Raw genomic sequence first — 25,852 nt, forward strand, 5'->3', positions numbered from 1 at the left:
GTCAGTAAGTGGCGAGCGCAGCGAGTCGATAGGGGCGCTTGTGCAACAGTCCCTTGTCTCCTTGTTCGGGCAAAAATCTACGCCAATCCAGCGGACTTCATTTTATCAGCGATTCCTTAAAATGTTTCACGTGAAACATTTTGGCCGCGGCCCCTCAAAAAAGAGGGGATTTTTTTTGTCATTTGTGCTATGATGAGAGAGTATGAAAGAATGGGTATGCGTTTATTTGCGCACTTTATAAATGGGTAGGGGAGGAAGAAGTCGTGTTAAAGAGTATTGCGATCATGACGAGCGGGGGAGACAGCCCGGGGATGAATGCGGCGGCGCGCGCGGTTGCACGCACGGCGCTCTATGAGGGCGTGAAAGTCTGGGGCATCAACGACGGCTACCACGGACTGCTCGAAGAGGATATGCGGGAACTCGAGTCCAAGGATGTGGGCGATATCATCCAGCGCGGCGGCACCTTCCTCGGAACGGCACGCTGCAAGCGTTGGCAGACCCCCGAGGGACGTCGGCAGGGACACGAAAATCTCATCAAACGCGGCATCGAGGGGCTTTGTGTCATCGGTGGTGATGGTTCCCTGCGCGGCGCGCAGCTGCTCTCGGAGGAATACGGTTTTCCGATTGTGGGGCTGCCGGGCACGATCGACAACGATGTCTGGGGCATGGACTACACGATTGGCTGTGATACGGCAGCGAACACAATCATCGACGCAATCAATAAACTGCGTGATACGGCATCGGCACATCGCCGCGTGATCGTGCTCGAGGTCATGGGGCGCGGCAGCGGCTGGCTGGCACTCGTCTCCGGCATCTCGGGCGGTGCGGAGTACATCATTGTGCCCGAGGAGGAGTTCAACATCGAGGAGATCACAAAGGATCTCTCAAGAGCCTATGAGCACGGCAAACGCTATATCCTCATCGTGGTCGCTGAGGGCGCGGCAAGCGGACAGGAGATCTGCGACTACATCGCCAAGCATACGGATATCGAGACGCGCGTCTCCGTACTCGGGCATATCCAGCGCGGCGGCTCGCCGACGGTCATCGACCGTGTACGCGCGAGCCAGCTCGGTGAGCAGGCAGCACTTGCCCTCATCTCGGGGCTCTCGGGTGTGGTATTCGGCTACAGCAAGGGACACGTCGTCTCGGTTAACCTCTATGATGCCGTGAATAACAAGAAGAAGCTCGACCCCGACTATCTGCATCTGGCGAAGGTGCTGTTCTAAGAAAGGGCACTTTCCCCCTGCAAAATCTAATTGTCAGAATAAACACTCCCGCAGAAAGGATGATCCCGTGGCAAAGATCATTGCGATTGCCAGTCAGAAGGGCGGCGTCGGCAAAACGACGACGGCGGTGAATCTCTCCGCTGCTGTCGCACGCGCCAAACGGCGTGTCCTGCTCGTCGACATCGACCCACAGGGGAATGCGACGAGCGGCTTTGGCATCGACAAGACGATGCTCATGTCGACCACCTACCGCGTCCTCATCGAGGGGCGCAGTATGCGGGAGTCGATTGTTCACTCGGATTACCGCGTGGATGTCCTGCCCGCGAACGTCGAGCTTGCAGGCGCAGAGGTTGAGCTGGCAGGAATGGAGCGGCGCGAGACACGTCTCAGGGATGCGCTGACCGAGGTGGAGCACGACTACGACTACGTCTTCATCGACTGCCCCCCGTCCCTCGGCTTCCTCACTCTGAATGCCCTCGCGGCAGCGCACTCCGTTCTCATTCCAATCCAGTGTGAGTTCTATGCACTCGAGGGAGTTGCGCAGCTGATGAACACAATCAGCCTCGTGCAGGAGAGCGCAAATCCTGCGCTCGGCGTGCAGGGGGTTGTTATGACGATGTACGACGGTCGGACGCGGATTGCAACGCAGGTCGTTGACGAGGTGAAAAATGTCTTTGGTGCGGCACTTTACGAGACGCTGATCCCGCGCAACGTACGCCTTTCAGAGGCGCCGTCCTTTGGACAGCCCATCACATCCTATGACATCACATCGCGCGGTGCAGAGAGCTACATCGGGCTCGCAAGGGAGGTCATGAAGCGTGAAGAAAGCTAAACAGGGCGGCCTCGGGCGTGGGCTCGGCGCACTCGGGCTTGGGAAAAATGTCCTTGCGGGTACAAAGAAAACAGACATCCCTGCGGACGTGCAGCCGGCGGAGAAAGATTCTCCCGCAGCATCCGCCGTGCCCGAGAACCCGACCGAAATCTCTGTCGAGGTGATTGTACCGAACCGTTTCCAGCCCCGTCGCGAATTTGATGAGGCGGCACTGGAGGAACTCCGCGAGTCCATCGCACGCCACGGCATCCTCCAGCCGCTCTCCGTGCGTGCTGTCGGCGATGGGAAGTACGAGCTCATCGCGGGCGAGCGCCGCCTTCGTGCGGCACGCCTGGCGGGGCGCGCGACCGTTCCCGTGGTTGTGCGTACGGCATCGGATGCAGAGATGGCGGAGATGGCTCTCATTGAGAACATCCAGCGTGAGGATCTGAATCCCATCGAGGAGGCGCGCGCCTACGAGCAGCTGCTGACGAAGTTTCGCCTTTCGCAGGAGGAACTGGCACGCCGCGTGGCACGCAGCCGCTCGGCGATCGCCAACAGCGTCCGCCTCCTGCGGCTCGCCGAAGAGGTGCAGGCATTTATTGCGAACGGCGTCCTCTCCATGGGACAGACGCGTCCGCTTCTCGCACTTGAGAGCAAAACCCTCCAACGCGAGGCAGCGGAGTATATCCAGGAGCACGAACTCTCCGCACGCGGGGCGGAGGCACTGGTAAAGCGCCTTCTCAAAGATCCGAACGCCCTCAAAAAGGCGACACAGCCCGCGAAGGCGCGTACGCCTGACATCTTTGTCCGCGAGGCGGAGGAGCGGCTGACACGCAGCCTTGGAACGAAAGTCCGCATACAGGAGGGCCGTGAGCAGGGCAAGGGACGCCTTGAGATCAGCTATTTCTCCGCAGATGATCTGGAGCGCCTGCTGGCACTCCTCACGGGCTCGGACAGCGCGATAAAGGAGGACAAGCGCGCGGCACTGCGTGCCATTTCCACGCAGTCCTTTACGGTGTGAATACCCCAAATAATGTAGGGAAGAAGGGAAAAAGCATTGTTTCTGAACAATCTTGTCAACTATATTGCGGCACATGAGGCGTCCCTCCTGCTCGCCTCGATGCTGCTCATTCTGGTCTTATTGATTCTCGTCATTTATACGATGGTGCGCCTCTCGACGATGAGCAGCCGTTACCGTGAGATGATGCGCGGCTCGGAGACGGAGGACATCGAGGGGATGCTGATCCAACACATCCACGAGGTCGAACAGGTCGCCGCAACGAACACACGCATCCTTGAGGAGAACGAACTCATTCGTCAGTTCATTCGCAAATCTCTCGTACGCACTGCGATGGTGCGTTTCCGCGCCTTCGAGGACATGGGCGGCGATCTCAGCTATGCTGTCGCCATGCTCGACGCGAACAACGACGGCGTAATCTTCTCAAGTATCTTCGCGCGGGCAGACTCGCGCAGCTACATCAAGCCGATTAAGGGAGGCTCTTCGGACTACCCTCTGACCGATGAGGAAAAGAGTGTGCTGCGTGAGGCAATGGCGCAGCCGCTGCCGATCCAGTATTAAAGGGCGCCCCCACCGGCTCGCAGAGCTCGCCACCTCCCCCGTATCGACGGGGGAGGCTAATATGCCGTATCCAAAAGCCTGCCCCGCCACAGCGGTGGAAGGGGCACTTCTGCCAATATCAAGAAAACCTGCTGAAACTCAGCAGGTTTTCATTTTTTTCGGCTAGGATAGGGCGAAGGAAACGGAACACATCATAGCATAGGAGAACGACTTGAACGAAGAAAAACGCTATAAAATCCAATTCATCGACAGCGAGGAGGATGTGACGCGCACGGTGCGCCTCTCACTCCGTTCCCTGCGCGTGCTCGCCATCGGAGCGGGCGCGGTAGTTGCCCTCCTCACTGTCGGTGCTGTGCTCTCCATCTATACGCTGATGAACGGTGAAATGCACGCATCCGAGACGGCACAGCTGCGCGAGGCGAACCGCATCCAGCAGGAGCAGATCCTGCAGGTGTCGAAAAAGGCATCTGCGCTCCAACAGGATCTTGACAGCCTCCGCCGCGCCGAGGACGGGCTGCGTGCCATCGTCGGTGCACCGCCCGCCGCGGCGGACGAGACCGTGCAGGAGGGGACGGTCTCGCCGACGGGGGGCGAGCAGCATACGCCGACTACGGCGGATCTCTCCGAGGCACTTGAGATGATCGAGGAGCGTCTCAGTACGCGCCGCTCGTCCATTGACCTCCTCGCCGAGACCATGCGCAGGGAGTTCCCCGGTGCGGCCTCCTATGCCTCGGACAGTGCCCCCCACACGACGCCCTCCATCTGGCCGGCGGCGGGCTACGTCAGCTCGCCCTACGGGTTGCGCTTTAACGGCACGGAGTTCCATCAGGGGATCGACATTGCCGCCGATATGGGCGCCCCCATCGTTGCGACCGCTGACGGTGTCGTCACGGCGGCGGGCTGGAACGGCGGCTATGGCAACATGGTCGATGTGGATCACGGCGGCGGTATTGTGACGCGCTACGGGCACGCTTCCGCCGTCGCTGTGACGGTTGGACAGCAGGTGCGGCGCGGTGAGGTCATCGCTTATGTCGGCTCGACGGGACGCTCTACGGGACCCCATGTTCACTACGAGGTGCGCGTTGATGGGCAGCCCGTCAACCCCGCAGGATATTTATAAGGGAGAATGCTATGAAATCCTTCATTTGTATGATTGCCGCAGGACTTTTTCTCCTGCCTGCATGGGGCGTGAGCGCGGAGAAGAAGGACATCCACGAGGTCATGACGGCGCAGGAGCACCACGGGAGCACCGCGCCCGCAGAAGCGCATACACGCGCGCGTACATCGGACGAGGAGAGCGTCCTGGACGAGGAGATGGACGAGCTGGGCGATGAGCCTGTCGGCTCGGGCGCGGCAGCCGCCACCGCTCATCCCACCGATGAGGGGACGGTGAAAAAGGATGCCGTCGTGGAGCAGTCCGCACCGCAGGACGGTGGGCACGGGATCGGCATTGCTCCCGTGGCATCCGACGATGCTGCCTACGGCGCGGCGACGGCGATCGAACCCGTGACGCTCGCGGACGGCGACTGGGTCTTTATCGAGGGCGACGAGCGGCGCGGCTGGTTCTTTGACCGCGCGAAGATGCAGCGCAACAGCGATGGGAGCATATCCTACTGGCAGCTCATCCTCTACAACGATCTCGGCAAGGCGCAGTTCGTGAATGCAATGCACGACGAAGCGTACCGCAATGTCGGCTACACACTCCAGCGCCGCGTGCTCGACACAAAGAAAAACACGATCCGCACCTACGAGATCATCGCCTATGACGCTGAGAATACCGTCATTACAGACAGCTCGCGCGACGGGCACGCCGCCGAGATCCGCCCGCACACGATGGCGGCGAAGGAACGCGATGCCGTGAAGAAGGCGGCGAAGAAACGGAACATCAAAAATAAATCACACACATGATGAGAATAGATATCACATATTGACAGTACGGCAATTTCCTGTTAGAATTAATAAATAATTAAGGAAGAGCTGCAAAGCTCTTTCACGTTTCCGAGCAAAAATATCTAAGGGCACCATTCCTATGATATTGCGCCTGCGCTGCGGGATTCTCCCAAGATGTGCACAGGGTACGGGCAGAAATGCACGCGCCTTCCCGTCGGGAGGAATCGCCTCCCCATTGAAAAGGAAGCGACAGAATTGCCGTCACAGGGCTGTTTCATGCGTCTGTTTCAGGATGTGCAGATGCGGCGTATATGGCTGTGTTAAGGGGCTGTCTGTCGTGCCTTTGGGTGCGGGAGACAGCCCTTTTTGGATGCAAAAAACGAACGCAAAATTAGTTTTCGTACTGCACAAAAGTGTATTTCTTTTTTGATGGGATGGGTGTATAATTATAAAAATTTTCTATAACTATGAGCAATAATTATCAATTATAAATGGTGTATTGGTTAGGAGGATTCATGTGAGTAAAAGGGAGAGTTTGTGGGAGGCCTATCTCGCAAAGGGCATGAGCCGCCGCAGCTTTTTGAAGGGCTGTGTGACGCTCACGTCCCTGATGGGGCTGAGCACGGACATGATGACAAAGGTCGTCGAGGCGGCGGAGACGAAGCCGCTGCCGGTCGTGATCTGGCTGCATGGGCACGAGTGCACGGGCTGCGATGAGTCCTTCATCCGCTCGGGTGCACCGCTTGCATCCGATCTGGTGCTGAACAGCATCGCGCTCGAGTACAGCCATGTCCTGAGTGCGGGCTGCGGCGAGCCGTTCGAGGAGCACCTCGAGACCACGATCAAAAAGTACCACGGGGAGTACATCCTCGCGGTCGAGGGCGCAGTCGCATCGGGCGCGCACGAGTATACCTGCATGTCGGGCGGACATCCCTTCTCGCATACGCTCAAGCGTGTCGCCGAGGGGGCAAAGGCGGTCATCGCCTATGGGACGTGTGCGACGGCGGGCGGCATCCAGGCAGCTGCGCCGAATCCGACGGAGTCCAAGGGCATCCGCTCGTTCATTGGCGCGAAACCCTACATCGCCGTGCCCGGCTGCCCGCCGATCCCCGAGGTCATGACGGGCGTCGTCATGCACGTTGCGCTCTTTGGCACGCTGCCCCCGCTCGACGGGGAGGGGCGGCCGCGCCAGTTCTACGGCAACCGCATCCACGACACCTGCTATCGCCGTCCCTTCTTCGATGCGGGCATGTTTGCCGACCGCTTTGACGACGCGGGTGCAAAGGCGGGCTGGTGTCTCTATCACCTCGGCTGCAGAGGACCTGAGACGTATAACTCGTGCGGAAATCTGCGCTGGTATCAGGGGCTGTCGTACCCCATTCAGTCGGGTGCGCCCTGTATCGGGTGCAGCAATGCAAATTTCTGGGACGATGCACCCTTCTCGAAACGCCTGCCCGAGTATGACGGCATCGACGTGGATATGGTCGGTGCGGGCCTTGCCGTGGCAACGGCGGTCGGTGTCGCGGCACACGCGGGCGCGAGCCTTGTACAGAAGAAATGCCACGAGAAGCAGCTCGAAAACGAGGGAAAGCAGGTGCATGAATGAAACACGTTGTTGTCGACCCGATTACGCGCATTGAGGGACATCTGCGCGTCGAGATCCAGGTGGATGAGACGACGGGTAAGGTCACGGATGCCATCTCCTCCGGTACGGCATGGCGCGGCCTTGAGCTCGTCATGAACGACCGCGACCCGCGTGACGCATGGGCATACATTCAGCGCATCTGCGGCGTCTGCACGTCGTCCCATGCGCTCGGCTGCCTGCGTGCCGTGGAGGATGCGTTCGGTATCACCATTCCGAAGAACGCACACTACATTCGCAACATCATCGCGGCGTGTCTCGGCCATCAGGACCACATCATTCATTTCTATCATCTGCATGCCCTCGACTGGGTCAGTCCGCTCGAGGCGCTCAAGGCGGATCCTGCGGCGACGGCGGCACTCCAGAACACGGTGCTCGCAACCTATCGTCTGCCCTTCCGCGGCCCTGCGGGGCTCGAGACGGAGGCATACCCGCACGACGTACCCGTATCGAACCCCGAGTATTATGCGGCGATCAAGGCGAAGGTGCAGAAGATCGTGGAGAGCGGCCAGCTCGGTATTTTCTCCGCGCAGTGGTGGGATCACCCCGACTATCAGATGCTGCCGCCCGAGGTGCATCTGATGGCGATTTCACACTACCTTGAGATGCTGGACAAGCAGAAGGATCTCGTCGTGCCGCACGTCGTCTTCGGCGGCAAGAACCCGCACCCGCACTATTGCCTTGGCGGCATGCCCTGCTCCATCTCGATGGAGGACGGCAATGCGCCGATCAACACGGCACGCCTGGCAATTGTTGACCGCTCGATCCAGTCCGCGCGTCACATGATGAATGACTACTACCTGCCGGATGTGCTCGCCATCGGGCATCTGTATGTGCAGAAGGGCTATGTCTCGGGCGGCGGCCTTGCGAAGGAGCGCGTGCTCGCGTTCGGCATGTTCCCGCAGGAGCCGTTCAGCGGCGCGACGAACGGCGATTTCTTCAAGGATCTGCTCGTGCGCTGCAACGGCGTTGTCGAGAACTTTGCGGGCGGCGTGATGCAGGCAAAGGTCTATGACTTTAAGATGGAGGATGTCTCCGACCCCGAGGTCATCAGCGAGAGCGTCGAGCACGGCTGGTACGAGTACAGCGGCGGAGACAGCAAGGGGCTGCATCCGTGGGAGGGCGAGACGAAGCCGCACTATACGGAGCCGAAGGAAGGCACGAAGACGGAGTGGAAGGCTCTGAACGAGCAGGGTAAATACTCGTGGCTCAAGACCCCGAAATGGCGCGGCAAGCTCTGCGAGGTCGGCCCGCTCGCGCGTTACATCGTGCTCTACACGAAGGCAAAGCAGGGGCTGCTCGGCGACCTCACGTGGGCGGAGCAGATGATTGTCGATCAGATCGACGCGGTGACGAAGGTGCTCGGCGTTCCCGTCGAGGCATGGCTGCCCTCGACGGTCGGTCGCACGGCGGCGCGTGCGCTCGATGCGCAGCTGCAGGCGGAGATCAGCAAGTTCTTCTTTGACAAGCTTGTCGCGAACATCAAGAGCGGCGACACGCGCGTGGTGAACAACGAGAAGTGGGATCCCTCGACCTGGCCGAAGGAGGCAAAGGGCGTTGGCTTCTACGAGGCGCCGCGCGGCGCGCTCAGTCACTGGGTCGTCATCAAGGACGGCAAGGTGGCGAACTATCAAGCGGTTGTGCCGACGACGTGGAACGCCTGCCCGCGTGATGATGCGGCGGGACACGGCGCATACGAGATGACAATGATGGATACGCCCGTGAAGATTGCGGACAAGCCGCTCGAGATCGTGAAGGCGGTGCGCTCGTTCGACCCGTGCATGGCGTGCTCGACCCACCTCTTTAACGCGAAGGGGGAGAAGATCCGCGTCGTCACGACCGACCCCTACGCCGGCGTGCGCGTGGACGAATAGGGGGCGATCCGCATGAAACAAGAAGTACGCAAGGAGTACTACCTCTTTAGCCCCTTCCTGCGCATCTTTCACTGGCTGATGGTCATTGCGATCATCGTGCTCTTTATCACGGGCTTCCTCATTACGAAGCCGCCCGTGATCCTTGCCTCCGAGCCGACGAATACGCCGCTCCTGATGAACCTCGTGCGCAACATCCATTTCATTGCGGCGTTTGCGTTCTGTGCGGGCTTCATCGGACGCATCTACGGCTTTATCATCAATCGCGGTGACCGCCTTTTCCCGCATTTCTGGAAAAAGCAGTATTACCGAGACACGATCGATGTTGCGATGCACTACATGCTCATCAAGCCGACACACGCACCGTTCCTGCGCAACCCGCTTGCACGCGCTTCGTACGCGGGGCTGTATGTGCTCGTTGCCATCGAGGTGCTGACGGGCTTTGCCATGTACTACATGACGGAGCCGTCGGCGATCGGCGGCATCCTGTTCGGCTGGGTGAACCGTGTCCTCGGGAATGAGTTCATGTCGCATTTCGTGCATCACTATGCAGCGTGGGCGATCATTCTCTTTGCAATTGGACATTTCTACATGGTCATCCGTGCGGAGTTCATGGAGGGCGAGGCGGAGGTCTCAAGTATGTTCGCAGGCAGCAAGCTGCTGCGGCATACGGCGGCGGACGCGCAGGATGTGGAGTAGTTCGGTATTGTCGATTGTCCAGTTTGCCGTGCCAATCTCGCCATGCAAGTAACAAGCGCCCCTTCCACCGCCTCGCGGTCCCCCTCCCCCGTCGCGACGGGGGAGGGGGACCGCGAGGCGGTGGGGGCGCCTGTGGCGGATACAACAGACATTTATTTAGAATATAAAGGAGCAACATATGTGTAAAGAATGCGGCTGCGGGCTCGCGGAGAGTACAACGCATTTGCAGTTTTTTGTCAAGGGCTATACGGCGGAGAATGCTGCCGCCGTGGAGAAGGCTCTGCTCGGCCTTGCGGGTGTGCTCTATGTACACATCCACACGCACGACGGTGAGACGACGGTGGACTATGATCCGGCAAAGACGAAGATGACGGAACTCATCAGCACCTTTGCTGCACACGGTCTGACGGCGGAGCTGTAGGATGCACGAGATGGCGATTGCCGAGGGCATCCTTGACATCGCCCTCACGCACGCGCGGGACAATGATGCGCAGCGCATCGAGCGCATCCACCTCCTCCTCGGGGAGCTCTCGGGGGTGGAGACGGAGGCGCTGACGCTTGCCTTTCGGACGCTCGTGCGCGGGACAATGGCGGAGACAGCGGCACTGACGTGGACGCGCATCCCCCTTGCGGGACGCTGCCACGACTGCGGCAAAGAACGCGCGCTGCGCCCGCAGGACTACCTCTGCCCCGACTGCGGCGGCGGGATGGAGTTCACGCATGGGCGCGAGATGCGCGTTGACTATATAGAGATGGAATAGGTATGAAGGTAGTTGTAAAGGCGGACATCCTCGGACAGAACGAGGCGGCGGCGGCGGAGAACGCGGCACTCTTTGCGCGGCATGGCATCTACGCGCTGAATCTCCTCGGCTCGCCCGGCTGCGGCAAGACCTCGCTGCTCGAGCAGACACTCGCGGCACTCGGCGGGGAGCTGCGCATGGCGGTCATCGAGGGGGATCTCTTCACGACGAAGGATGCGGCGCGCATCGAACGCTGCGGTGCACCTGTCGTGCAGATCAATACGAGCGGCGGCTGTCATCTGGATGCGGCGATGGTCGCGGCGGCACTTGGGAAACTGGATTTGTCCGCGCTCGACCTCCTCGTGATTGAAAATGTCGGCAACCTTGTCTGTCCCGCCGAGTTTGCGCTCGGCGAGGATGCAAAGGCGGTCGCGCTCAGCATCACGGAGGGCGACGACAAGCCGCTGAAGTACCCGCTCATTTTCAAGGAGTCGGCGGTGGCTCTCCTCAACAAGGTGGACATTCTGCCCTATACGAATTTCGATATGGAGGCGGCGGAGCGCGACATCACGGCACTCCATCCCGGCATTGCCGTGATGCCCGTCTCGTGCCGTACGGGTGAGGGGCTCTCAGCGTGGTATGACTGGCTGCGCGCGCAGGTGCGGGCGAAGAAGAAACAGGCGTGACAATAGGAGGAAGGCGATGAGCGTGATCGATGACCAGTTGGTTGCGGTGGCGCCCGTGACGGTGCTCGGGATCGGCAATATTATTTTGCGGGACGAGGGCTTTGGCGTGCGTGCCGTGGAGTATCTGGAGGAGCACTTCCACTTTCCACACGATGTCCGTCTGCTCGACGGCGGGACGCTCGGCCCCGAGCTGCTGCATTTCGTCACGGGGACAGAGAAGCTGCTCATCCTCGATGCGGTCGCGGGCGACGCACCTGCGGGCACGGTCTACCGCTTTGAGGACGACGCGGTGATGGCGCATTTTCAGGAAAAGATGTCTTCACATGAAATCGGGATTCAGGATGTGCTCGCGTGGCTGACGGTGACGGAGCGGGCGATTCCAAACGTCGTTGTGCTCGGGATGCAGCCGTACGAGGTGACGGCGGGGCTCTCGCTCAGTCCGGAGATGGCGGCGGCACTGCCGCGCTTTGCACATCGTGCGGTGGAGGAGCTGGTGCGCTGGGGTATTGTTCCCGCAGAGCGTTCGAAACAGAGCCGGCAGAGCGCATGAGTGCGCATCAGGGCGGCGATTCCATACATCCTGCGGGAGGCGCGCGTGCAAGGCGCGCTTTTCGTGTCTCAGGGATTGTGCAGGGCGTGGGGTTCCGCCCCTTTGTCTATCGGCTTGCCGTGCGGTATGGACTGGCGGGATGCGTGTGGAACGACAGCGCGGGTGTCGGCATCGAGGCGGAGGGGACGGCGGCGGCTCTCGATGCGTTTGCAGAGGACGTGTGCGCGGAGGCTCCGCTTGCGGCATCCGTAATTGTTGTGACATTTGAGGAGCTCTCGCCGACGGGGGAGCAGGGCTTTCAGATCCTGCCGAGCCCTGCGGGAACGGTCGCGCGGACGCTTGTCTCACCCGACCTTGCGGTCTGTGCGGACTGCCGCCGTGAGATTTTGTCCGCTGAAAACAGGCGGTACGGCTACGCCTTTACGAACTGTACGAACTGCGGTCCGCGCTACTCGATCATTCGCGGTGTTCCCTATGACCGTCCGCTGACCTCGATGGCACCGTTTCGGATGTGTCCTGCGTGCCAGCGCGAGTACGATGACCCCGCCGACCGTCGCTTTCACGCCCAGCCGAATGCGTGCGCGGTGTGCGGCCCCGCCTACCGTCTCCTTGTCGATGGGGCGGCGCAGGAGGGCGATCCGTTCGCGCGGGCGCGGGAGATTGTCGCGGCGGGCGGCATTGTTGCGGTCAAGGGCATCGGCGGCTATCATCTGGCGTGCGATGCGCGCAGTGACGCAGCGGTGCGCCGCCTACGAGCGAGGAAGCACCGCGAGGCGAAGGCCCTCGCCGTGATGGCGGGGTCGATGGAACTGGTGCGGTCGCTGTGCGTCGTCTCCGATGAGGAGGAGCGGTGGCTCATGTCTCCTGCCGCGCCGATTGTGCTGCTCCATCGGTGCGCGGATGCGTCGGATGCTGTCGCACAGAGCGTTGCGCCGGGGAATGCGTACCTCGGCGTGCTGCTTCCGTATGCCCCCGTGCATCTGCTTTTGCTTGCGGCAAACGACCTCTGGGTGATGACGAGTGCGAACCTCAGCGGTGCACCGATGATGTGCGAGGATGATGTTGCCGTGCGGGGGCTTGCGGGAATTGCGGATGCGATTCTCGTGCACAATCGGGAGATCGTGCACCGCGTTGACGATTCGGTGATGCGCATGACGGCGGGCGGACGGCAGATGATCCGCCGCAGCCGTGGCTTTGCACCAATGCCGCTTGCGCTGCCGTTTGCAAAGGAGCGGGCGGTGCTTGCGGCCGGGGCGGAGCTGAAGAATACGTTCTGTCTGACGCGCGGGGCGGAGGCGTTTCTGAGCGAGCATATCGGCGATCTGATGGAGCGTTCTGTGCTCGCGTCGTATGAAGCGACCATTGCACACTACGAGCAGTTCTTTGAGGTACGGCCGGAGGTGCTTGCGGCAGACCTCCATCCTGCCTATCTCTCGGGACAGTACATGGCGGCGCGTGCCGCACGGGAGGGATTGCCGCTCGTGCGCGTGCAGCACCATCACGCGCACATTGCTGCGGTGCTCGCCGAACACGCCTGTCATGAGCACGTGCTCGGTGTCGCGCTCGACGGGACGGGGTACGGCGATGACGGTGCTTCGTGGGGCGGGGAGTTTATGGCTGCCGATCTCGCGGACTATGAGCGGTTGGCGCATTTTGTGTATCTGCCCCTGCCGGGCGGCGACCGTGCGGCAGGGGAGCCGTGGCGGCTCGCGCTGTGGGTGCTCCACGGGATGTACGGCGGGGATTTGGAAAAATATGCGCCGCAGTTCGCGGCGGAGCTTCCGACAGGATGGGAACTGCTGATGCAGGCGACGACGGCGGGGGTGAATGCACCGCTAACCTCGAGCGCGGGGCGGATCTTCGATGCGGCGGCGGCACTGCTCGACATTTGCCGCGTAAATGTGTACGAGGGACAGGCGGCAATCGGACTGGAACTCTGTGCGCGGCGCGCACAGCGGGCGGGCGTTGTGCTGCCGTATCGTATGAACTGCGCGTCTGTGCCGATGACAGTGGACTTTCTGCCTGTGCTGTGCGCGCTCGCGGACGGTGCGGAGCGACTGACGGCGGAGGAGCGTGCGGGACGTGCGCTTGACTTCCATGTGACGATGGCGGCGGCGGTCGCGGAGATGCTCGGCATTCTGGCGACGCGGACGGGACTTCGCACGGCGGCGCTCTCGGGTGGTGTGTTCCAGAATGCGCTGCTGCTGGAGAATCTGCTCACGCGTCTCGGCGATTTCCGTGTGCTCCTGCCGCACAATGCCCCGCCGAACGATGGCGGCATTGCGTATGGGCAGGCGGCGGCGGCACTCGCACGGATGGGATGATAAAGGTGATTGGAGTTTTTGATTAGCCTTTGTGCGTGCCCGTCGCGAACGCTTAGTTGCGCAAGTGTTCGTGTGTATGTGCGCAGTGCGTGCTCCTCGCAGAACCCTCGTTACGCAAGCGGTCATGTGCTTATCTGCCTAAATACCTGCGGATTCCAAACGCGCTTCGCTTGAACGGTTAAAATCCGCAGGGGGCAGAACGCACATTTGTTTCCGCTTGCTCCACTAGGGTTTGCTACGGAGCATCGCACTGCTTGCGCCAGTCTACAGCATAACCAAAAGCCTCCCCCGTGGCTACGGGGGGGTGGCACGCGCCAGCGTGACGGTAGGGGCGCTTTGAACGCGCAGGGATACGTTTTGATAGAGATGGAATCCAACAAGATTTAGAGGAGAAACTATGTGTTTAGCAGTTCCTGCAAAAATCGTTGACATACAGGATCAGCTTGCCTCGGTGGAGGTGAGCGGGGTGCGCCGCGCGGCAAGTCTCATGCTGCTGCCCGAGGCGGCGGTGGGGGACTATGTGCTCGTCCACGCGGGCTTTGCGATGCAGATTGTTGATAATGAGGAGGCGGAGCGCATCGAGGCTCTGCGGGCGGAGATGCACGGTGCGCCGCGTACGGTGGAGAGCATCCCATGAGGAGCGCACAGGACACACGGCAGGCTGCCTCGGAGATCGTTGCGGATCTGCGCCGCATTCTAGCGGCACGGGGTGGGAGCATCCGTATCATGGAGGTGTGCGGCACGCACACGGTTGCGATTTTCCGCGCGGGACTGCGGCAGATTCTGCCCGAGGGCATCGAGCTGGTCTCGGGACCCGGCTGCCCTGTCTGCGTGACGGCGGACGACTACATCGACGCGGCGATTGCGTATGCGGGGATGGCGGATGTCATCATCACGACGTTCGGCGATATGCTGAAGGTGCCGGGCACGCATGCAAGCCTCGCCGAGGCGCAGGCGCAGGGTGCGGATGTCCGTATCGTCTACTCGCCGCTCGATGCGCTCACGGTCGCAGCAGGAAACCCGAGCAAGCAGGTTGTATTCCTTGCCGTCGGCTTCGAGACGACCGCCCCGACCGAGGCTGCGGCGGTGCTCGCGGCAGAGGCGCAGGGGCTCAGGAACTTCTTTTTGCTGTCCGCACAAAAGCTCGTCCCGCCCGTGATGCGTGCGCTCCTCGATGGCGGGGAGACGCACGTCGACGGCTTCCTCCTGCCGGGACACGTCTCGGTGGTGACGGGGACGGATGCCTTTGCTTTCCTCACGCAGGACTACCATATCCCCGGCGTTGTGGGCGGTTTTGAGCCGCTTGAGATCTTGCGTGCCCTGCAGATGATCGTGCGTCAGATCGGTGCAGGTGAGGCGCACATTGAGAATGCCTACGAGACGGTTGTGCGGCGGGAGGGCAATCCGGTCGCGCGTGCGGCAATCGACCGTGTCTACGAACCTGCGGCGGTGCGCTGGCGGGGGCTGGGGGAGATTCCCGCCTCGGGGCTCGTGATGCGGGAGGAATATGCGGCGTTTGACTTTGCCCGCGTGCGTCCGCTTACACTTGCGGCGGTCGGGGATGGGCGGAACGGATGCCGCTGCGGCGAGGTGCTGCGTGGTGCAATCGTGCCGCGCGACTGCGCACTCTTTGGCAGGGCATGTGTGCCGGAGCACGCGATCGGCCCATGCATGGTGTCGGTCGAGGGAACGTGTGCCGCATGGTACAAATACGGAGGAGGAAAATTCCGCTATGGAGCATGAGGTCATCACACTCGCGCACGGCGCGGGCGGACAGGCGGGGCACGCGCTGATGGAGGAGGTCGTGCTGCCGGAGCTCGGAAATACGATCCTCAATACGCTGCATGACGGTGCCATCCTGCCGAGTGCGGGACGTGTTGCGTTTACCACGGATTCCTATGTTGTGCAGCCGCATTTCTTCCCCGGCGGCAGCATCGGTCGGCTCGCGGTCTGTGGGACGGTCAACGATCTCGCGATGACGGGCGCTGTGCCGCGCTGGCTCTCGCTCGCCGTGATCCTCGAGGAGGGCTTCCCGATGGAGACCCTGCGCCGCATTGTGCGCGACATCCGCACGGCAGCGGAGGAGGCGGGCGTTCTCATCGTCACGGGGGATACGAAGGTCGTGCCGCGCGGCTGCGGCGACGGCATCTACATCAACACGGCGGGTGTTGGAGAGCTGATCGAGGGTGTGGACATCGCTCCGACGAACATCAAGGCGGGCATGGACATCATCGTCTCGGGTACGCTCGGCGACCATGCGGCTACGGTCATGGCGGCACGGCACAATCTGACGCTGCCGCCCGAGATCATGAGCGACAGTGCGCCGCTCTGCCATCTGACGGCGGCGATGCTCGCGGCGGCGCCGTCCATCGCCGTCTTGCGTGACCCAACGCGCGGCGGTGTGGCGGCATCGCTGAACGAACTGGCGGATGCGGCGGGTGTCGGCATCCTACTGGACGAGGCTGCGATTCCCGTGCATCCCGCCGTGGAGGGGGTCTGTGTCATCCTCGGATTCGACCCGCTCACACTCGCGAACGAGGGGAAGCTTCTCGCCTTTGTCCCGCCCGAAGACACAGAGCGCGTACTCGCGGTGATGCACGCCGATCCGCATGGACGCGCGGCGTGTGTCATCGGACACACGACGGCGGAAGCACCCGGATCGGTCGGGCTGCGTACCGCACTCGGCGGCATCCGTGTCGTAGATCTGCCGCTCGGAGAGCTTGTGCCGCGCATTTGCTGAGAGGGGACCTACCTAGGGAAGCACTGATAAATTCAGCCGCGCCATCTTGACGCATCTTTTTTGCCCGCACTTCGTCGGCAAATCCTCCACATAGCTTTGGCTATGCGTCCGGTTTGCCTCCTTGTTCGGACGAAAAATCTACGCCAATCTGACGGACTTCATTTTATCAGCGATTCCCTAGAAGCCTCCCCCGTGCGACACGGGGGAGGGGGACCATGCGCAGCATGGTGGAAGGGGCGCCATGAACGACATAGGCTATCTACCGTCAGAGAGTCGCAATAGCCACAAGCGCCCCTATCGTCACGCCTATGGCGTGCCACTTCCCCCGCTTCGGCGGGGGAAGCCGATCATTGCGTGCCCTGTTTTCTACGCACGAAAAAAGCGGGTAGTGGTCAGCCGCCCGCTTTTTTTCTTGAAGAATCGCTGAGAACCTAGCCTTTCTCCCCGATTCTTCCCTTATCTATCTGTAGTGGGATGATAGTAAGCTGTATTACTTCGTGAGATGCACGTCGGGGATCTCAACCTCGTGGTGTGTGTCCGGGTCGACGTTGGCGTACACGCCCGGCTTCGTCTCGAACGCCTTGAGATTGTCCGCATTCGCCTCGAGTATATCCTTGACGAACTGTTCCACCGCATCTGCAAAATAGACTGCCATGATAATTCCCCTTTTCTATCTATATGTCTGTGCCGCAGCACGTATTTAACTGCCTGTAATGTAGCACTTTTTTTCGCCCCTGAAAAATATTCCTTTTTGATAAAACGATAGAGAGAAACTATAAAATTTTTTTATTTGACTGTGACATTTGCGCTGTTCAGCACACCCAATATATAGTAAACTAATAACGGAATAGTTCTTGTGAATAGGGTGAGTGAGTAGTATGAGTTGGGAGATGAGTCGGATGACGTTGGTTCAGATGCGGTATTTCTACGAGGTCTGTCAGTGGCAGAACATCACGAAGGCGGCGGAGCACCTGCACGTCTCACAGCCGACCGTTACCGTCGCCATGCAGGCACTTGAGGCGGAGACGGGGCTGAACTTGTTCCACCGCGAGGGGCGTAAGATTACGGTGACGACGGACGGGGCGAAACTTCTCGGCAAGGTCTCCTACATCCTCACGGAGGTCGCACGTCTCGACGATGAGATTCGCGACATGGCGCACCGCCACGCGAAGGTGCGGATTGCGATGCCGCTGCAGCTTGGCGTCGTCTTCCTGCCGCATATTCTCGGCGACTTTCGCCGCGAGCACCCCGAGATCGACCTCGAGATCATCGAGACGGGCGGCGTGAGCGCCCTGCAGATGGTTGAGGAGGAAAAGCTCGACTTTGCCCTGACGAACTACACCGTCGATTTCAGTGCACGCCTGACGTACGCAAAGCTCTTTGACTGCGAGTGCACCTTTGTCACGCGAACGGATCACCCCTTTGCGGAGCGGCATTCGCTCAGCATCACGGATCTCAGGGATGAGCCGCTCATCATGCTCGACAGCAATTTCTTCGTCGATCGCCTTGTGCAGGATGCCTATGGGCGCGCGGGCGAAAAGCCGAACGTCGTCCATTACTCGCCCTACCTCCATACCGTCAAGAACCTCGTGCACGCAGGTATCGGCTCGACCTTCCTCGCGCGGCCGTCCGTGCTGCCGACGGACAACTTCGTCCAGATCCCGCTGATTGATCCCATCTTTATTAACAGCGGCCTCGTCACAAAGAAGGGACGCCAGACCTTCGACGACGTGCGGCTCGTCATGAACTACCTGCGCGGTTTGACAAAGGAACTGCTCGGAGGCGGGAAGAAGACCCCGCACGGTGACAGATGACTTATCGCCCCACCCCGCCCTTGCAACATTTAGTATGCAAAGGCGGGGGCTTTGTGTTATAATGAAACGAATACTGTCTTGGCGCAGGTTTTTTTGCGTGCGCTATTATCATAGATCCACAGCACAGACATAGGAGTGTGAAACTACTTGTTCGGAATATCTTCGATTCTCAAACGCTTCCTTGGCGACAACAATGACAAGGAGATTGCCCGCTACCGTGGCATTGTTGAGCAGATCAACGCGCTCGAGCCAACGATGATGAACCTCACGGATGACAAACTCACGGGTTACACGCGCAAATTTCGCGAGCAGCTCGCAGAGGGCGTGACGATGGAGGAGATCCTGCCAGAGGCGTTTGCCGTCGTGCGCGAGACCTCGCGCCGCGTGCTCGGTATGCGGCATTTTGACGTGCAGATGATCGGCGGCATCTGTCTCCACGAGGGGCGGATTGCAGAGATGCGTACGGGCGAAGGCAAGACCCTCGTCGCGACGACAGCGGTCTATCTGAACGCGCTGGAGGGCAAGGGGGTCCACGTCGTCACGGTCAATGACTACCTCGCACGCCGCGACAGCGAGTGGATGGGCAAGCTCTATCGCTACCTCGGACTTTCGGTCGGGCTCATCGCGCACAACATGGATTTCCCCGAGCGCAAGGCGGCGTATGCGGCAGACGTGACGTTCGGCACGAACAACGAGTTCGGCTTTGACTACCTGCGCGACAACATGGTACTCTCCGAGGCGCAGATGGTGCAGCGTCCGCTGCACTACGCCATCGTGGACGAGGTGGACTCCATCCTCATCGACGAGGCGCGCACGCCGCTCATCATCTCGGGACCGGGCACGAAGTCCACGGACAACTACCGCGTCATGGCGGAGGCGGTGCGCCACCTGAAGGAGGGCGAGGACTACACAGTCGACGAGAAGCAGAAGACCGTCGCGCCCGCCGACTCTGCCGTACCCAAAATTGAAAAAATCGTCGGCATCACGAACCTCTACGCCCCCGAGAACATCGAGCTCTCGCACTGCTTCACGGCGGCACTGCGTGCGAAGGCACTGATGCACCGCGACCGCGACTATGTCGTGCGGAACGACGAGATCGTCATCGTGGATGAGTTCACAGGTCGACTGATGGAGGGCCGTCGCTACTCCGACGGGCTTCATCAGGCGATCGAGGCGAAGGAGGGCGTGAAGATCCAGCGCGAGTCGCAGACCCTCGCGAGCATCACCTTCCAGAACTACTTCCGCATGTACGACAAGCTCGCGGGCATGACGGGCACGGCAAAGACCGAGGAGAATGAGTTCCTCAAGATCTACAATTTGCCCGTCATCGTCATCCCGACGAACAAGCCCGTGCAGCGCATCGACGAGCCGGATGTCATCTACAAGACGAAGGCGGCGAAGTACCGCGCCGTCGGCAGAGCCGTCAAGGAGATCCACGAGACGGGGCAGCCGATCCTCATCGGTACGACCTCGATTACGCAGTCCGAGGAGATGTCGAACGTCCTCAAGAAAAACGGCATTCCGCACGTCGTTCTGAATGCGAAGTTCCACGAAAAGGAAGCGGAGATTGTCGCAAATGCGGGGCAAAAGGGCGCGGTTACCATCGCCACGAATATGGCGGGACGCGGCACGGACATTAAGCTCGGCGAGGGCGTTGAGGCACTTGGCGGACTCTACATTGTCGGTACAGAACGCCACGAATCGCGGCGCATTGACAATCAGCTGCGCGGACGTTCGGGGCGTCAGGGCGACCCCGGCGCGTCGAAGTTCTTCCTCTCGCTCGAGGACGATCTGATGCGCCTGTTTGCCTCCGACCGCATCGCGGGCATCATGGACCGCCTCGGAATGGAGGAGGACGAGCCGATCGAGCACGCGATCATCACGCGCTCCATCGAGCACGCACAGAAGAAGGTCGAGGCGCGCAACTTCGACATCCGCAAGCACGTCCTCGAGTACGACGATGTCATGAATCAGCAGCGCGAGGTCATCTACGGTGAGCGCAGGAAGATCCTCAAGGGGGAGAACCTGCGCGAGAACATCCTTGCGATGGTGAAGCACATCATCAAGGACGAGATGACGCAGTACGCGAACGAGAAGCTCTACCCCGAGGAGTGGCAGCTGGACGCGCTCATCGAGGACGCGGAGAAGGTGTACGCACCTGCGGGACGCTTGAAAAAAGCGGAACTCGAAGCACTCGCGCGCGACGAGATCCAGGAGGAGCTCGAAAAGGTCGCCGAGGAGGGGTACAAGAACCGTGAGCTGATGTTCGGCGAGGAGAATATGCGCGAGCTGGAGAAGGTCGTCATGCTCCGCGTCGTCGATCAGAAATGGATGGATCACCTCGATCATATGGATATGTTGCGTGAGGGGATCAACCTGCGCGCGTATGGACAACGCAATCCTCTTGTCGAGTATAAGATTGAGGCTCTCACGATGTTCGAGGAGATGGAGGCATCCATCATGGATCAGATCGCCTCGCTCATGTACCATGTGAGCATCGTGACCCCGCAGTCTGCGCCGCCCGCTGCTCCTGTGGCGGAGGATGGCACGCCGCGTCCCGCACCCGTCATGGATGAGGGCGCACAGCGCCGCGCAGAGCAGCTGCTCGCACACGAGCGGTCAAAGCTCGAGGATCACCTCTCGACCGCACGTGCCTCGCACGGCGACGAGTCTGTTCCCGCCGAGGCAAAGTCGGCGAAGAAGGACGAGGACGGCAAGAAGGTCGGGCGCAACGACCCGTGTCCCTGCGGCAGCGGCAAGAAGTATAAGAACTGCCACGGGAAGGATAAGTAGGGATAGACTAGGATTCGCTTTTGGACAATACATCGTTCCCTTCGCGCCCAAAGCCTCCCTCGTCGGTACGGGGGAGGTGGCGAACGGAGTGAGCCGGTGGGGGCGCTTTGAACGGTTCGTTGTTACATCACGTTGAACAGGAAACAGGGATTTACATTTTAAGGAAAAAACAATGCTGGAAGATCTGAAACCGATACTGAATGATCTGGGCGAGAAGCTCGATCAGATGCGCATCTCTCTGGAGATCCCCGCGAAGGAGGAGAAGATCGCCGAGCTCGAGTATAAGATGAGCGAGCCGTCCTTTTGGGACGATGCGGTGGCAGCGCAGAAGCTGAATCAGGAGCTCGCCGCGCTGAAGGGCGGCGTGGATACCTACCGCGATCTGATGGCGAAGTACGAGGATGCCGAGACGCTCTACGAGATGGGCATCGAGGAAAGCGACCCGTCGATGGAGGGCGACATCCGCGCGGAGCTGGACCTCATCGCCGAGGGCCTTGAGACGCTCCGGCTTGAGGTGCTGCTCTCGGGCGAGTACGACGCGAACGACGCGATTCTCACGCTCCACGCGGGCGCGGGCGGCACGGAGGCGCAGGACTGGACGCAGATGCTCCTGCGGATGTACGGACGCTGGGCGGAGCGGCACGGCTTTACCGTCGATACCGCCGACCTGCAGCCGGGCGAGGAGGCGGGCGTGAAGTCCGCAACCCTCTTTATCAAGGGGCACAACGCCTACGGCTTCCTAAAGTCCGAGAAGGGGGTTCATCGCCTCGTCCGCATCTCACCGTTTGACTCGCAGGCACGGCGGCACACGTCGTTCTCTGCGTGCGATGTTATGCCGGAAATTGACGATGCTGTGGAAGTTCCCATCAATATGGACGATGTGCGCGTTGACTATTTCCGTGCGAGCGGTGCGGGCGGGCAGCACATCAACAAGACTTCGTCCGCTGTGCGCATGACGCATGAGCCGACGGGCATTGTCGTGCAGTGCCAGAACGAGCGGTCACAGCTGCAGAACAAGGAGCAGTGTCTCAAGATGCTCCGTGCAAAGCTGTTTGAACTGGAGCAGGAGAAGAAAGAAGAGGAGATCGCCAAACTCGAGGGCGTACAGCAGAAGATCGAGTGGGGCAGCCAGATCCGCTCCTATGTGTTCCAGCCGTATACGATGGTGAAGGACGTGCGCACGAACGCCGAGACGGGCAACGTACAGGCGGTCATGGACGGGGATATTGACCCCTTCATCCGCGCGTATCTGAACGCCAAGGCAAATCACGAGATTTAAGAATCGCTGAACTTATCGGCGTTTCCCTAAGGAGTTCATCATGTGGAAAGTATCTGCCGTCGTCCTCGCGATTGTCATGAGCATTGTGTGCGGCATCTTTGCGCTGCCGTATGCGGTCACGACAATGGTGACGGACGGACTGCGCGAACGCACAGGCGCGCAGGATGTGCAGCTGTCGATCATCGACAGTCCGCGCCTCGTCTTTGGTGAGATCGGCGCACTCGACGGTGTGATCCGAGAGGGGCGCATCGGCAAGGTGTTTGTGCGCGAGCTGACCGTCACGGGGACGAACTTGCGCTTTGATATGGGGACGCTTCTCTCGAAGCAGGAGCTGATCCTCACCGGAGCGGAGCACATCGAAATGCGCGGTGTGGTGGATGCAGACGCGATCCGCGAGCTCATCACGAGTGCAGCGGACAAGTTCAGCGATGTCGCTGTCACCGTACACCCCGACAGCATCCTCGCGACGGCAAAGACGCGTGCGTTCGGGCAGACCTTCGAGGTGTCGATTGAGGGCAGCTTCATCATTGAGAGCGGCGACCTCTACTACAAGGCGCGGCGCATCAGCGCGCGCGGGATGGGGCTGAACGCCCTCAGTCTCGACGGGCTGTTCCCCGATGTGCTGGTTGCGCGTGCCGACAACGTCCCGTTTGGTCTTGCATTTGAGACCGTCGAGGAAAAGGACGACGTGGTGATCCTCACGGCGGGGAAATAATAAGACTCGTATGCTGAAATAGCTTATACTGTGCGTGCTCCTCGCAGAACCCTCGTTGCGCAAGCGGTCGGGCACTTATCTGTCTAAATACCTGCGGATTCCAAACGCGCTTCGCTTGAACGGTTAAAATCCGCAGGGGACAGAACGTGAGCGGTCAACGTCAACCAATCACACGTCGCTAACGCTCGTGTTCTTGGGACGTTTTCCCATACGACCTGTTTCCCAATCAGCTGCGTCCTGGGGACTTGCTTCTTGGACAGGTCAGCACCTCTCTTCCGCTTGCTTCACTAGGGTTTGCTACGGAGCATCGCACAGCAAAAGTTCCTTTCATTCACAACACGATCCCGACCGATTCGTATCAAGGATAGCGGTTGGATAAGGAATCATACATGAAGAAATTTCACTATCATCCGATTCTGCTCGCGGCAATCCTCATCGGATTCATCGCGAGCCTCCTCATCGGGATGGAACGTCATGCCGTCGAGGAGAAGTCCCGCACGGTGGAACTCGCCATCGACTACGAGGGGCTGTTGGAACTCGCCGCACGCGAGGGACTGCCTGCTGAGCAGGTGCTCGCCCGCGCGAAGGAGGCGGGGATTACCTCGCTCGCCGTCTACGAGACGACCTTTGAAAAATTCAACAAAAACGGCAAGGCAAACGCCGTCCAGGGCGCGGATCTCCTCGCCGCCTATCACACGGGCACACTCACCGATCCGCGCTGGCGTACATTGGTAGAGGAAGGCAAGATCGTCGGCACAGAGATCTACGTCGTCTCGCATGACCCCGTGACCTATGCCGAGCTGAAGGAGGATCTCTTCCGCCGCTTTGGACCGACGCGTGTCACCGTGTATACGGTCGGCACGGACGAGGTCCTCGCGGTCAAGGATTACTACGAGGCGTTTGAGAAGCGCAACATCGGGCTGCCGTCTGACGAGATGCGTGCTGTCAATGCAGCGGGCTTCGACGTGCTCGCACGTCCTTCGAACTATCACGACTGCACGCCCGAGGATGTGCATGCCGTGTTCTCCCGCATGGATGGCATCGCGGTGTCGGACATTGTATTCTCGGGACAGGAGACGCTCGGCGCACCGAAGGCACTCCAGGCGACGATCGACGAGATGAACGCGCGTCGTCTCCCGCTTGGGCTGATCGAGGGTGTGACCCAGCTGCAGTTTTACCGTCAGCAGGGCATGGACGAGATCGCGAAGGGCGTTGGCTACGACCGCGTTGCGCGTCTTTACTCCATCCCGAAGGACGAACTGAAAAAGCTCAAGATCGATGCCGCTGTCGAGCGTTGGGTGACAACGGACGAGGAGCGGAACATCCGCATCAACCTCCTGCGCATCTACGAGGAGCCCGCGCCCGGGATGAGCCTCCTTGAGACGAATATGAAGTACTTCGCAGACACACGTGCCGCGCTTGAGGCGCATGGCTTCACCATCGGGCGGGCGGGTATGTTTGCCTCCTACGCGCCGCCCTCCATCCTGCGCGCACTTGTCATCATGGGCGTTGCGGCGGCGGGCGTGCTCTACCTCTCACTCATCATCCCTGCGCTGAACCGACGGAGAAAGGCGGTTCTGCTCCTCTTTGTCGTGGCGGCACTCATCACGATGATGCCGATCCTGATCGGCGCGGGCAGCAAGGTGCGTGTTGTCGCGGCACTTGCGAGCGCAAACCTCTTTCCGACGCTCGCCATCGTCGCACTGCTCGATCTCCTGCGCGGACGGCGGTTCCAGAAAAATGCGCCGACGTGGCGCGTCCTCGTCGCCGGGCTGGTACTGCTCGGCATCACAAGTTCGCTCTCCATGATTGGTGCATCCTATCTCTCGGGAGCACTCACGGATACGCGTTATCTCCTTGAGTTCGACATTTTCCGTGGGATCAAGCTCACGTTTGTCCTGCCGATGCTCCTTGTCGCTGTCGCATTCATGCAGCGGTTCGACATTTTTGATGGGCAGTTCGATGCCTCGGCGGGCGTGCTCGGGCAGCTGCGGGAGATCATGGCGACCCCCGTGCGCGTTGGCTCGCTCCTCGGCGGACTCGTGCTGATCGGCGCACTCGTTGTGCTCGTTCTGCGGAGCGGGCACACCTCGGGGATGCCCGTGCCCGGCATCGAGCTCAAGATGCGTGCAGCACTGGAGCAGCTCTTTTACGCGCGTCCGCGCACGAAGGAATTCATGATCGGACACCCCGCCTTCCTGCTTGCGTTCTATGGGGCGGCGCGGCGGTGGCGGACGTGGATCATCTTCGGGCTCGTGCTTGCCGCGACCATCGGACAGGGGTCGATGGTCGAGACCTTTGCACATATGAGAACTCCTGTGGAAATGTCGCTTGTGCGCGGCATCGGCGGGGTTTGCTTCGGCGGCGCAATCGGCGCCGTGCTCGTGGCACTTGTCGCGGCATGGAATCATCTCTTGGAGCGCGTGAAAAGGGAAGGATAGCGTTTTCATGCGTGCTCTTCGCGAACGCTTAGTTGCGCAAGTGATCGCG

The 25,852-nt window shown here is 60.5% G+C and carries 23 protein-coding genes and 1 riboswitch; of the genes, 22 read left to right on the top strand and 1 reads right to left on the bottom strand.

Features of this window, described 5'->3' with window-relative positions; translation table 11 throughout:
- Window positions 1-263 precede the first annotated feature (263 nt).
- From pfkA to hypE, 17 genes are all read left to right on the top strand, one after another.
- Window positions 264-1,226, top strand: a complete 963-nt coding sequence (gene pfkA, locus HMPREF9334_RS05035) for a 6-phosphofructokinase (protein WP_006692421.1) — start codon at window positions 264-266, stop codon at window positions 1,224-1,226.
- Window positions 1,227-1,293: 67 nt separating this feature from the next.
- On the top strand, window positions 1,294-2,058 hold the full coding sequence (locus HMPREF9334_RS05040) for a ParA family protein (RefSeq protein WP_006692422.1): 765 nt from the start codon (window positions 1,294-1,296) through the stop codon (window positions 2,056-2,058).
- Window positions 2,045-3,061, top strand: coding sequence for a ParB/RepB/Spo0J family partition protein (locus HMPREF9334_RS05045; RefSeq protein WP_006692423.1), 1,017 nt, complete (start codon window positions 2,045-2,047; stop codon window positions 3,059-3,061). The genes HMPREF9334_RS05040 and HMPREF9334_RS05045 overlap by 14 nt, the downstream gene beginning before the upstream one ends.
- A gap of 36 nt (window positions 3,062-3,097) precedes the next feature.
- Window positions 3,098-3,619: a DUF4446 family protein gene (locus tag HMPREF9334_RS05050; protein WP_006692424.1), complete on the top strand. Its 522-nt coding sequence runs from the start codon at window positions 3,098-3,100 to the stop codon at window positions 3,617-3,619.
- 211 nt (window positions 3,620-3,830) lie between these two features.
- Entirely contained in the window at window positions 3,831-4,739 is a 909-nt protein-coding gene (locus HMPREF9334_RS05055) for a M23 family metallopeptidase (RefSeq protein WP_006692425.1), read from the top strand.
- Between the two features lie 11 nt (window positions 4,740-4,750).
- Window positions 4,751-5,527, top strand: coding sequence for a hypothetical protein (locus HMPREF9334_RS05060; RefSeq protein ID WP_006692426.1), 777 nt, complete (start codon window positions 4,751-4,753; stop codon window positions 5,525-5,527).
- Window positions 5,528-5,603: 76 nt separating this feature from the next.
- Window positions 5,604-5,771, top strand: a riboswitch (molybdenum cofactor riboswitch).
- A gap of 255 nt (window positions 5,772-6,026) precedes the next feature.
- The gene (locus HMPREF9334_RS05065; protein ID WP_006692427.1) at window positions 6,027-7,115 is read left to right on the top strand and encodes a hydrogenase small subunit; all 1,089 of its coding nucleotides are present in this window, start codon (window positions 6,027-6,029) and stop codon (window positions 7,113-7,115) included.
- Complete coding sequence (locus HMPREF9334_RS05070) at window positions 7,112-9,025, top strand: nickel-dependent hydrogenase large subunit (RefSeq protein ID WP_006692428.1); 1,914 nt, start codon at window positions 7,112-7,114, stop codon at window positions 9,023-9,025. Before HMPREF9334_RS05065 ends, HMPREF9334_RS05070 begins: the two co-directional genes overlap by 4 nt.
- Window positions 9,026-9,037: 12 nt before the next feature.
- Window positions 9,038-9,721, top strand: a complete 684-nt coding sequence (gene cybH / locus HMPREF9334_RS05075) for a Ni/Fe-hydrogenase, b-type cytochrome subunit (RefSeq protein ID WP_006692429.1) — start codon at window positions 9,038-9,040, stop codon at window positions 9,719-9,721.
- Between the two features lie 178 nt (window positions 9,722-9,899).
- The gene (locus HMPREF9334_RS05080; RefSeq protein WP_006692430.1) at window positions 9,900-10,142 is read left to right on the top strand and encodes a hypothetical protein; all 243 of its coding nucleotides are present in this window, start codon (window positions 9,900-9,902) and stop codon (window positions 10,140-10,142) included.
- Between the two features lies 1 nt (window position 10,143).
- On the top strand, window positions 10,144-10,482 hold the full coding sequence (gene hypA, locus HMPREF9334_RS05085; RefSeq protein ID WP_006692431.1) for a hydrogenase maturation nickel metallochaperone HypA: 339 nt from the start codon (window positions 10,144-10,146) through the stop codon (window positions 10,480-10,482).
- A 2-nt stretch (window positions 10,483-10,484) separates the two neighbouring features.
- Window positions 10,485-11,147 (top strand): hydrogenase nickel incorporation protein HypB, encoded by a 663-nt coding sequence (gene hypB / locus HMPREF9334_RS05090; protein ID WP_006692432.1) that lies wholly within the window; start codon window positions 10,485-10,487, stop codon window positions 11,145-11,147.
- Between the two features lie 16 nt (window positions 11,148-11,163).
- A complete protein-coding gene (locus HMPREF9334_RS05095) occupies window positions 11,164-11,697 on the top strand; it encodes a HyaD/HybD family hydrogenase maturation endopeptidase (RefSeq protein ID WP_006692433.1) in 534 nt (177 codons plus the stop codon).
- The gene (gene hypF, locus HMPREF9334_RS05100; RefSeq protein ID WP_006692434.1) at window positions 11,694-14,021 is read left to right on the top strand and encodes a carbamoyltransferase HypF; all 2,328 of its coding nucleotides are present in this window, start codon (window positions 11,694-11,696) and stop codon (window positions 14,019-14,021) included. The genes HMPREF9334_RS05095 and hypF overlap by 4 nt, the downstream gene beginning before the upstream one ends.
- Before the next feature lie 397 nt (window positions 14,022-14,418).
- On the top strand, window positions 14,419-14,658 hold the full coding sequence (locus HMPREF9334_RS05105; protein WP_006692435.1) for a HypC/HybG/HupF family hydrogenase formation chaperone: 240 nt from the start codon (window positions 14,419-14,421) through the stop codon (window positions 14,656-14,658).
- On the top strand, window positions 14,655-15,764 hold the full coding sequence (hypD, locus tag HMPREF9334_RS05110) for a hydrogenase formation protein HypD (protein ID WP_006692436.1): 1,110 nt from the start codon (window positions 14,655-14,657) through the stop codon (window positions 15,762-15,764). Before HMPREF9334_RS05105 ends, hypD begins: the two co-directional genes overlap by 4 nt.
- The gene (hypE, locus tag HMPREF9334_RS05115) at window positions 15,754-16,761 is read left to right on the top strand and encodes a hydrogenase expression/formation protein HypE (RefSeq protein WP_006692437.1); all 1,008 of its coding nucleotides are present in this window, start codon (window positions 15,754-15,756) and stop codon (window positions 16,759-16,761) included. The genes hypD and hypE overlap by 11 nt, the downstream gene beginning before the upstream one ends.
- Window positions 16,762-17,251: 490 nt before the next feature.
- Here the strand turns inward: hypE and HMPREF9334_RS12300 are convergent, their stop codons facing one another.
- The gene (locus HMPREF9334_RS12300; protein ID WP_006692438.1) at window positions 17,252-17,416 is read right to left on the bottom strand and encodes a hypothetical protein; all 165 of its coding nucleotides are present in this window, start codon (window positions 17,414-17,416) and stop codon (window positions 17,252-17,254) included.
- Window positions 17,417-17,660: 244 nt separating this feature from the next.
- Between HMPREF9334_RS12300 and HMPREF9334_RS05125 the strand changes: the two genes are divergently transcribed.
- The 5 genes from HMPREF9334_RS05125 to HMPREF9334_RS05145 all read left to right on the top strand — a co-directional run bounded on the left by HMPREF9334_RS05125 (window position 17,661) and on the right by HMPREF9334_RS05145 (window position 25,803).
- Window positions 17,661-18,575: a LysR family transcriptional regulator gene (locus HMPREF9334_RS05125; RefSeq protein ID WP_006692439.1), complete on the top strand. Its 915-nt coding sequence runs from the start codon at window positions 17,661-17,663 to the stop codon at window positions 18,573-18,575.
- A gap of 147 nt (window positions 18,576-18,722) precedes the next feature.
- Window positions 18,723-21,368, top strand: coding sequence for a preprotein translocase subunit SecA (secA, locus tag HMPREF9334_RS05130; protein ID WP_006692440.1), 2,646 nt, complete (start codon window positions 18,723-18,725; stop codon window positions 21,366-21,368).
- A gap of 172 nt (window positions 21,369-21,540) precedes the next feature.
- Complete coding sequence (prfB, locus tag HMPREF9334_RS05135) at window positions 21,541-22,647, top strand: peptide chain release factor 2 (RefSeq protein ID WP_006692441.1); 1,107 nt, start codon at window positions 21,541-21,543, stop codon at window positions 22,645-22,647.
- 40 nt (window positions 22,648-22,687) lie between these two features.
- Window positions 22,688-23,362 (top strand): hypothetical protein, encoded by a 675-nt coding sequence (locus HMPREF9334_RS05140; protein WP_006692442.1) that lies wholly within the window; start codon window positions 22,688-22,690, stop codon window positions 23,360-23,362.
- A gap of 389 nt (window positions 23,363-23,751) precedes the next feature.
- A complete protein-coding gene (locus HMPREF9334_RS05145; RefSeq protein ID WP_006692443.1) occupies window positions 23,752-25,803 on the top strand; it encodes a DUF5693 family protein in 2,052 nt (683 codons plus the stop codon).
- Window positions 25,804-25,852: the final 49 nt, after the last annotated feature.

It is taken from the genome of Centipeda infelix ATCC 43532 (genome assembly GCF_000234095.1).
GTDB lineage: Bacteria > Bacillota > Negativicutes > Selenomonadales > Selenomonadaceae > Centipeda > Centipeda infelix.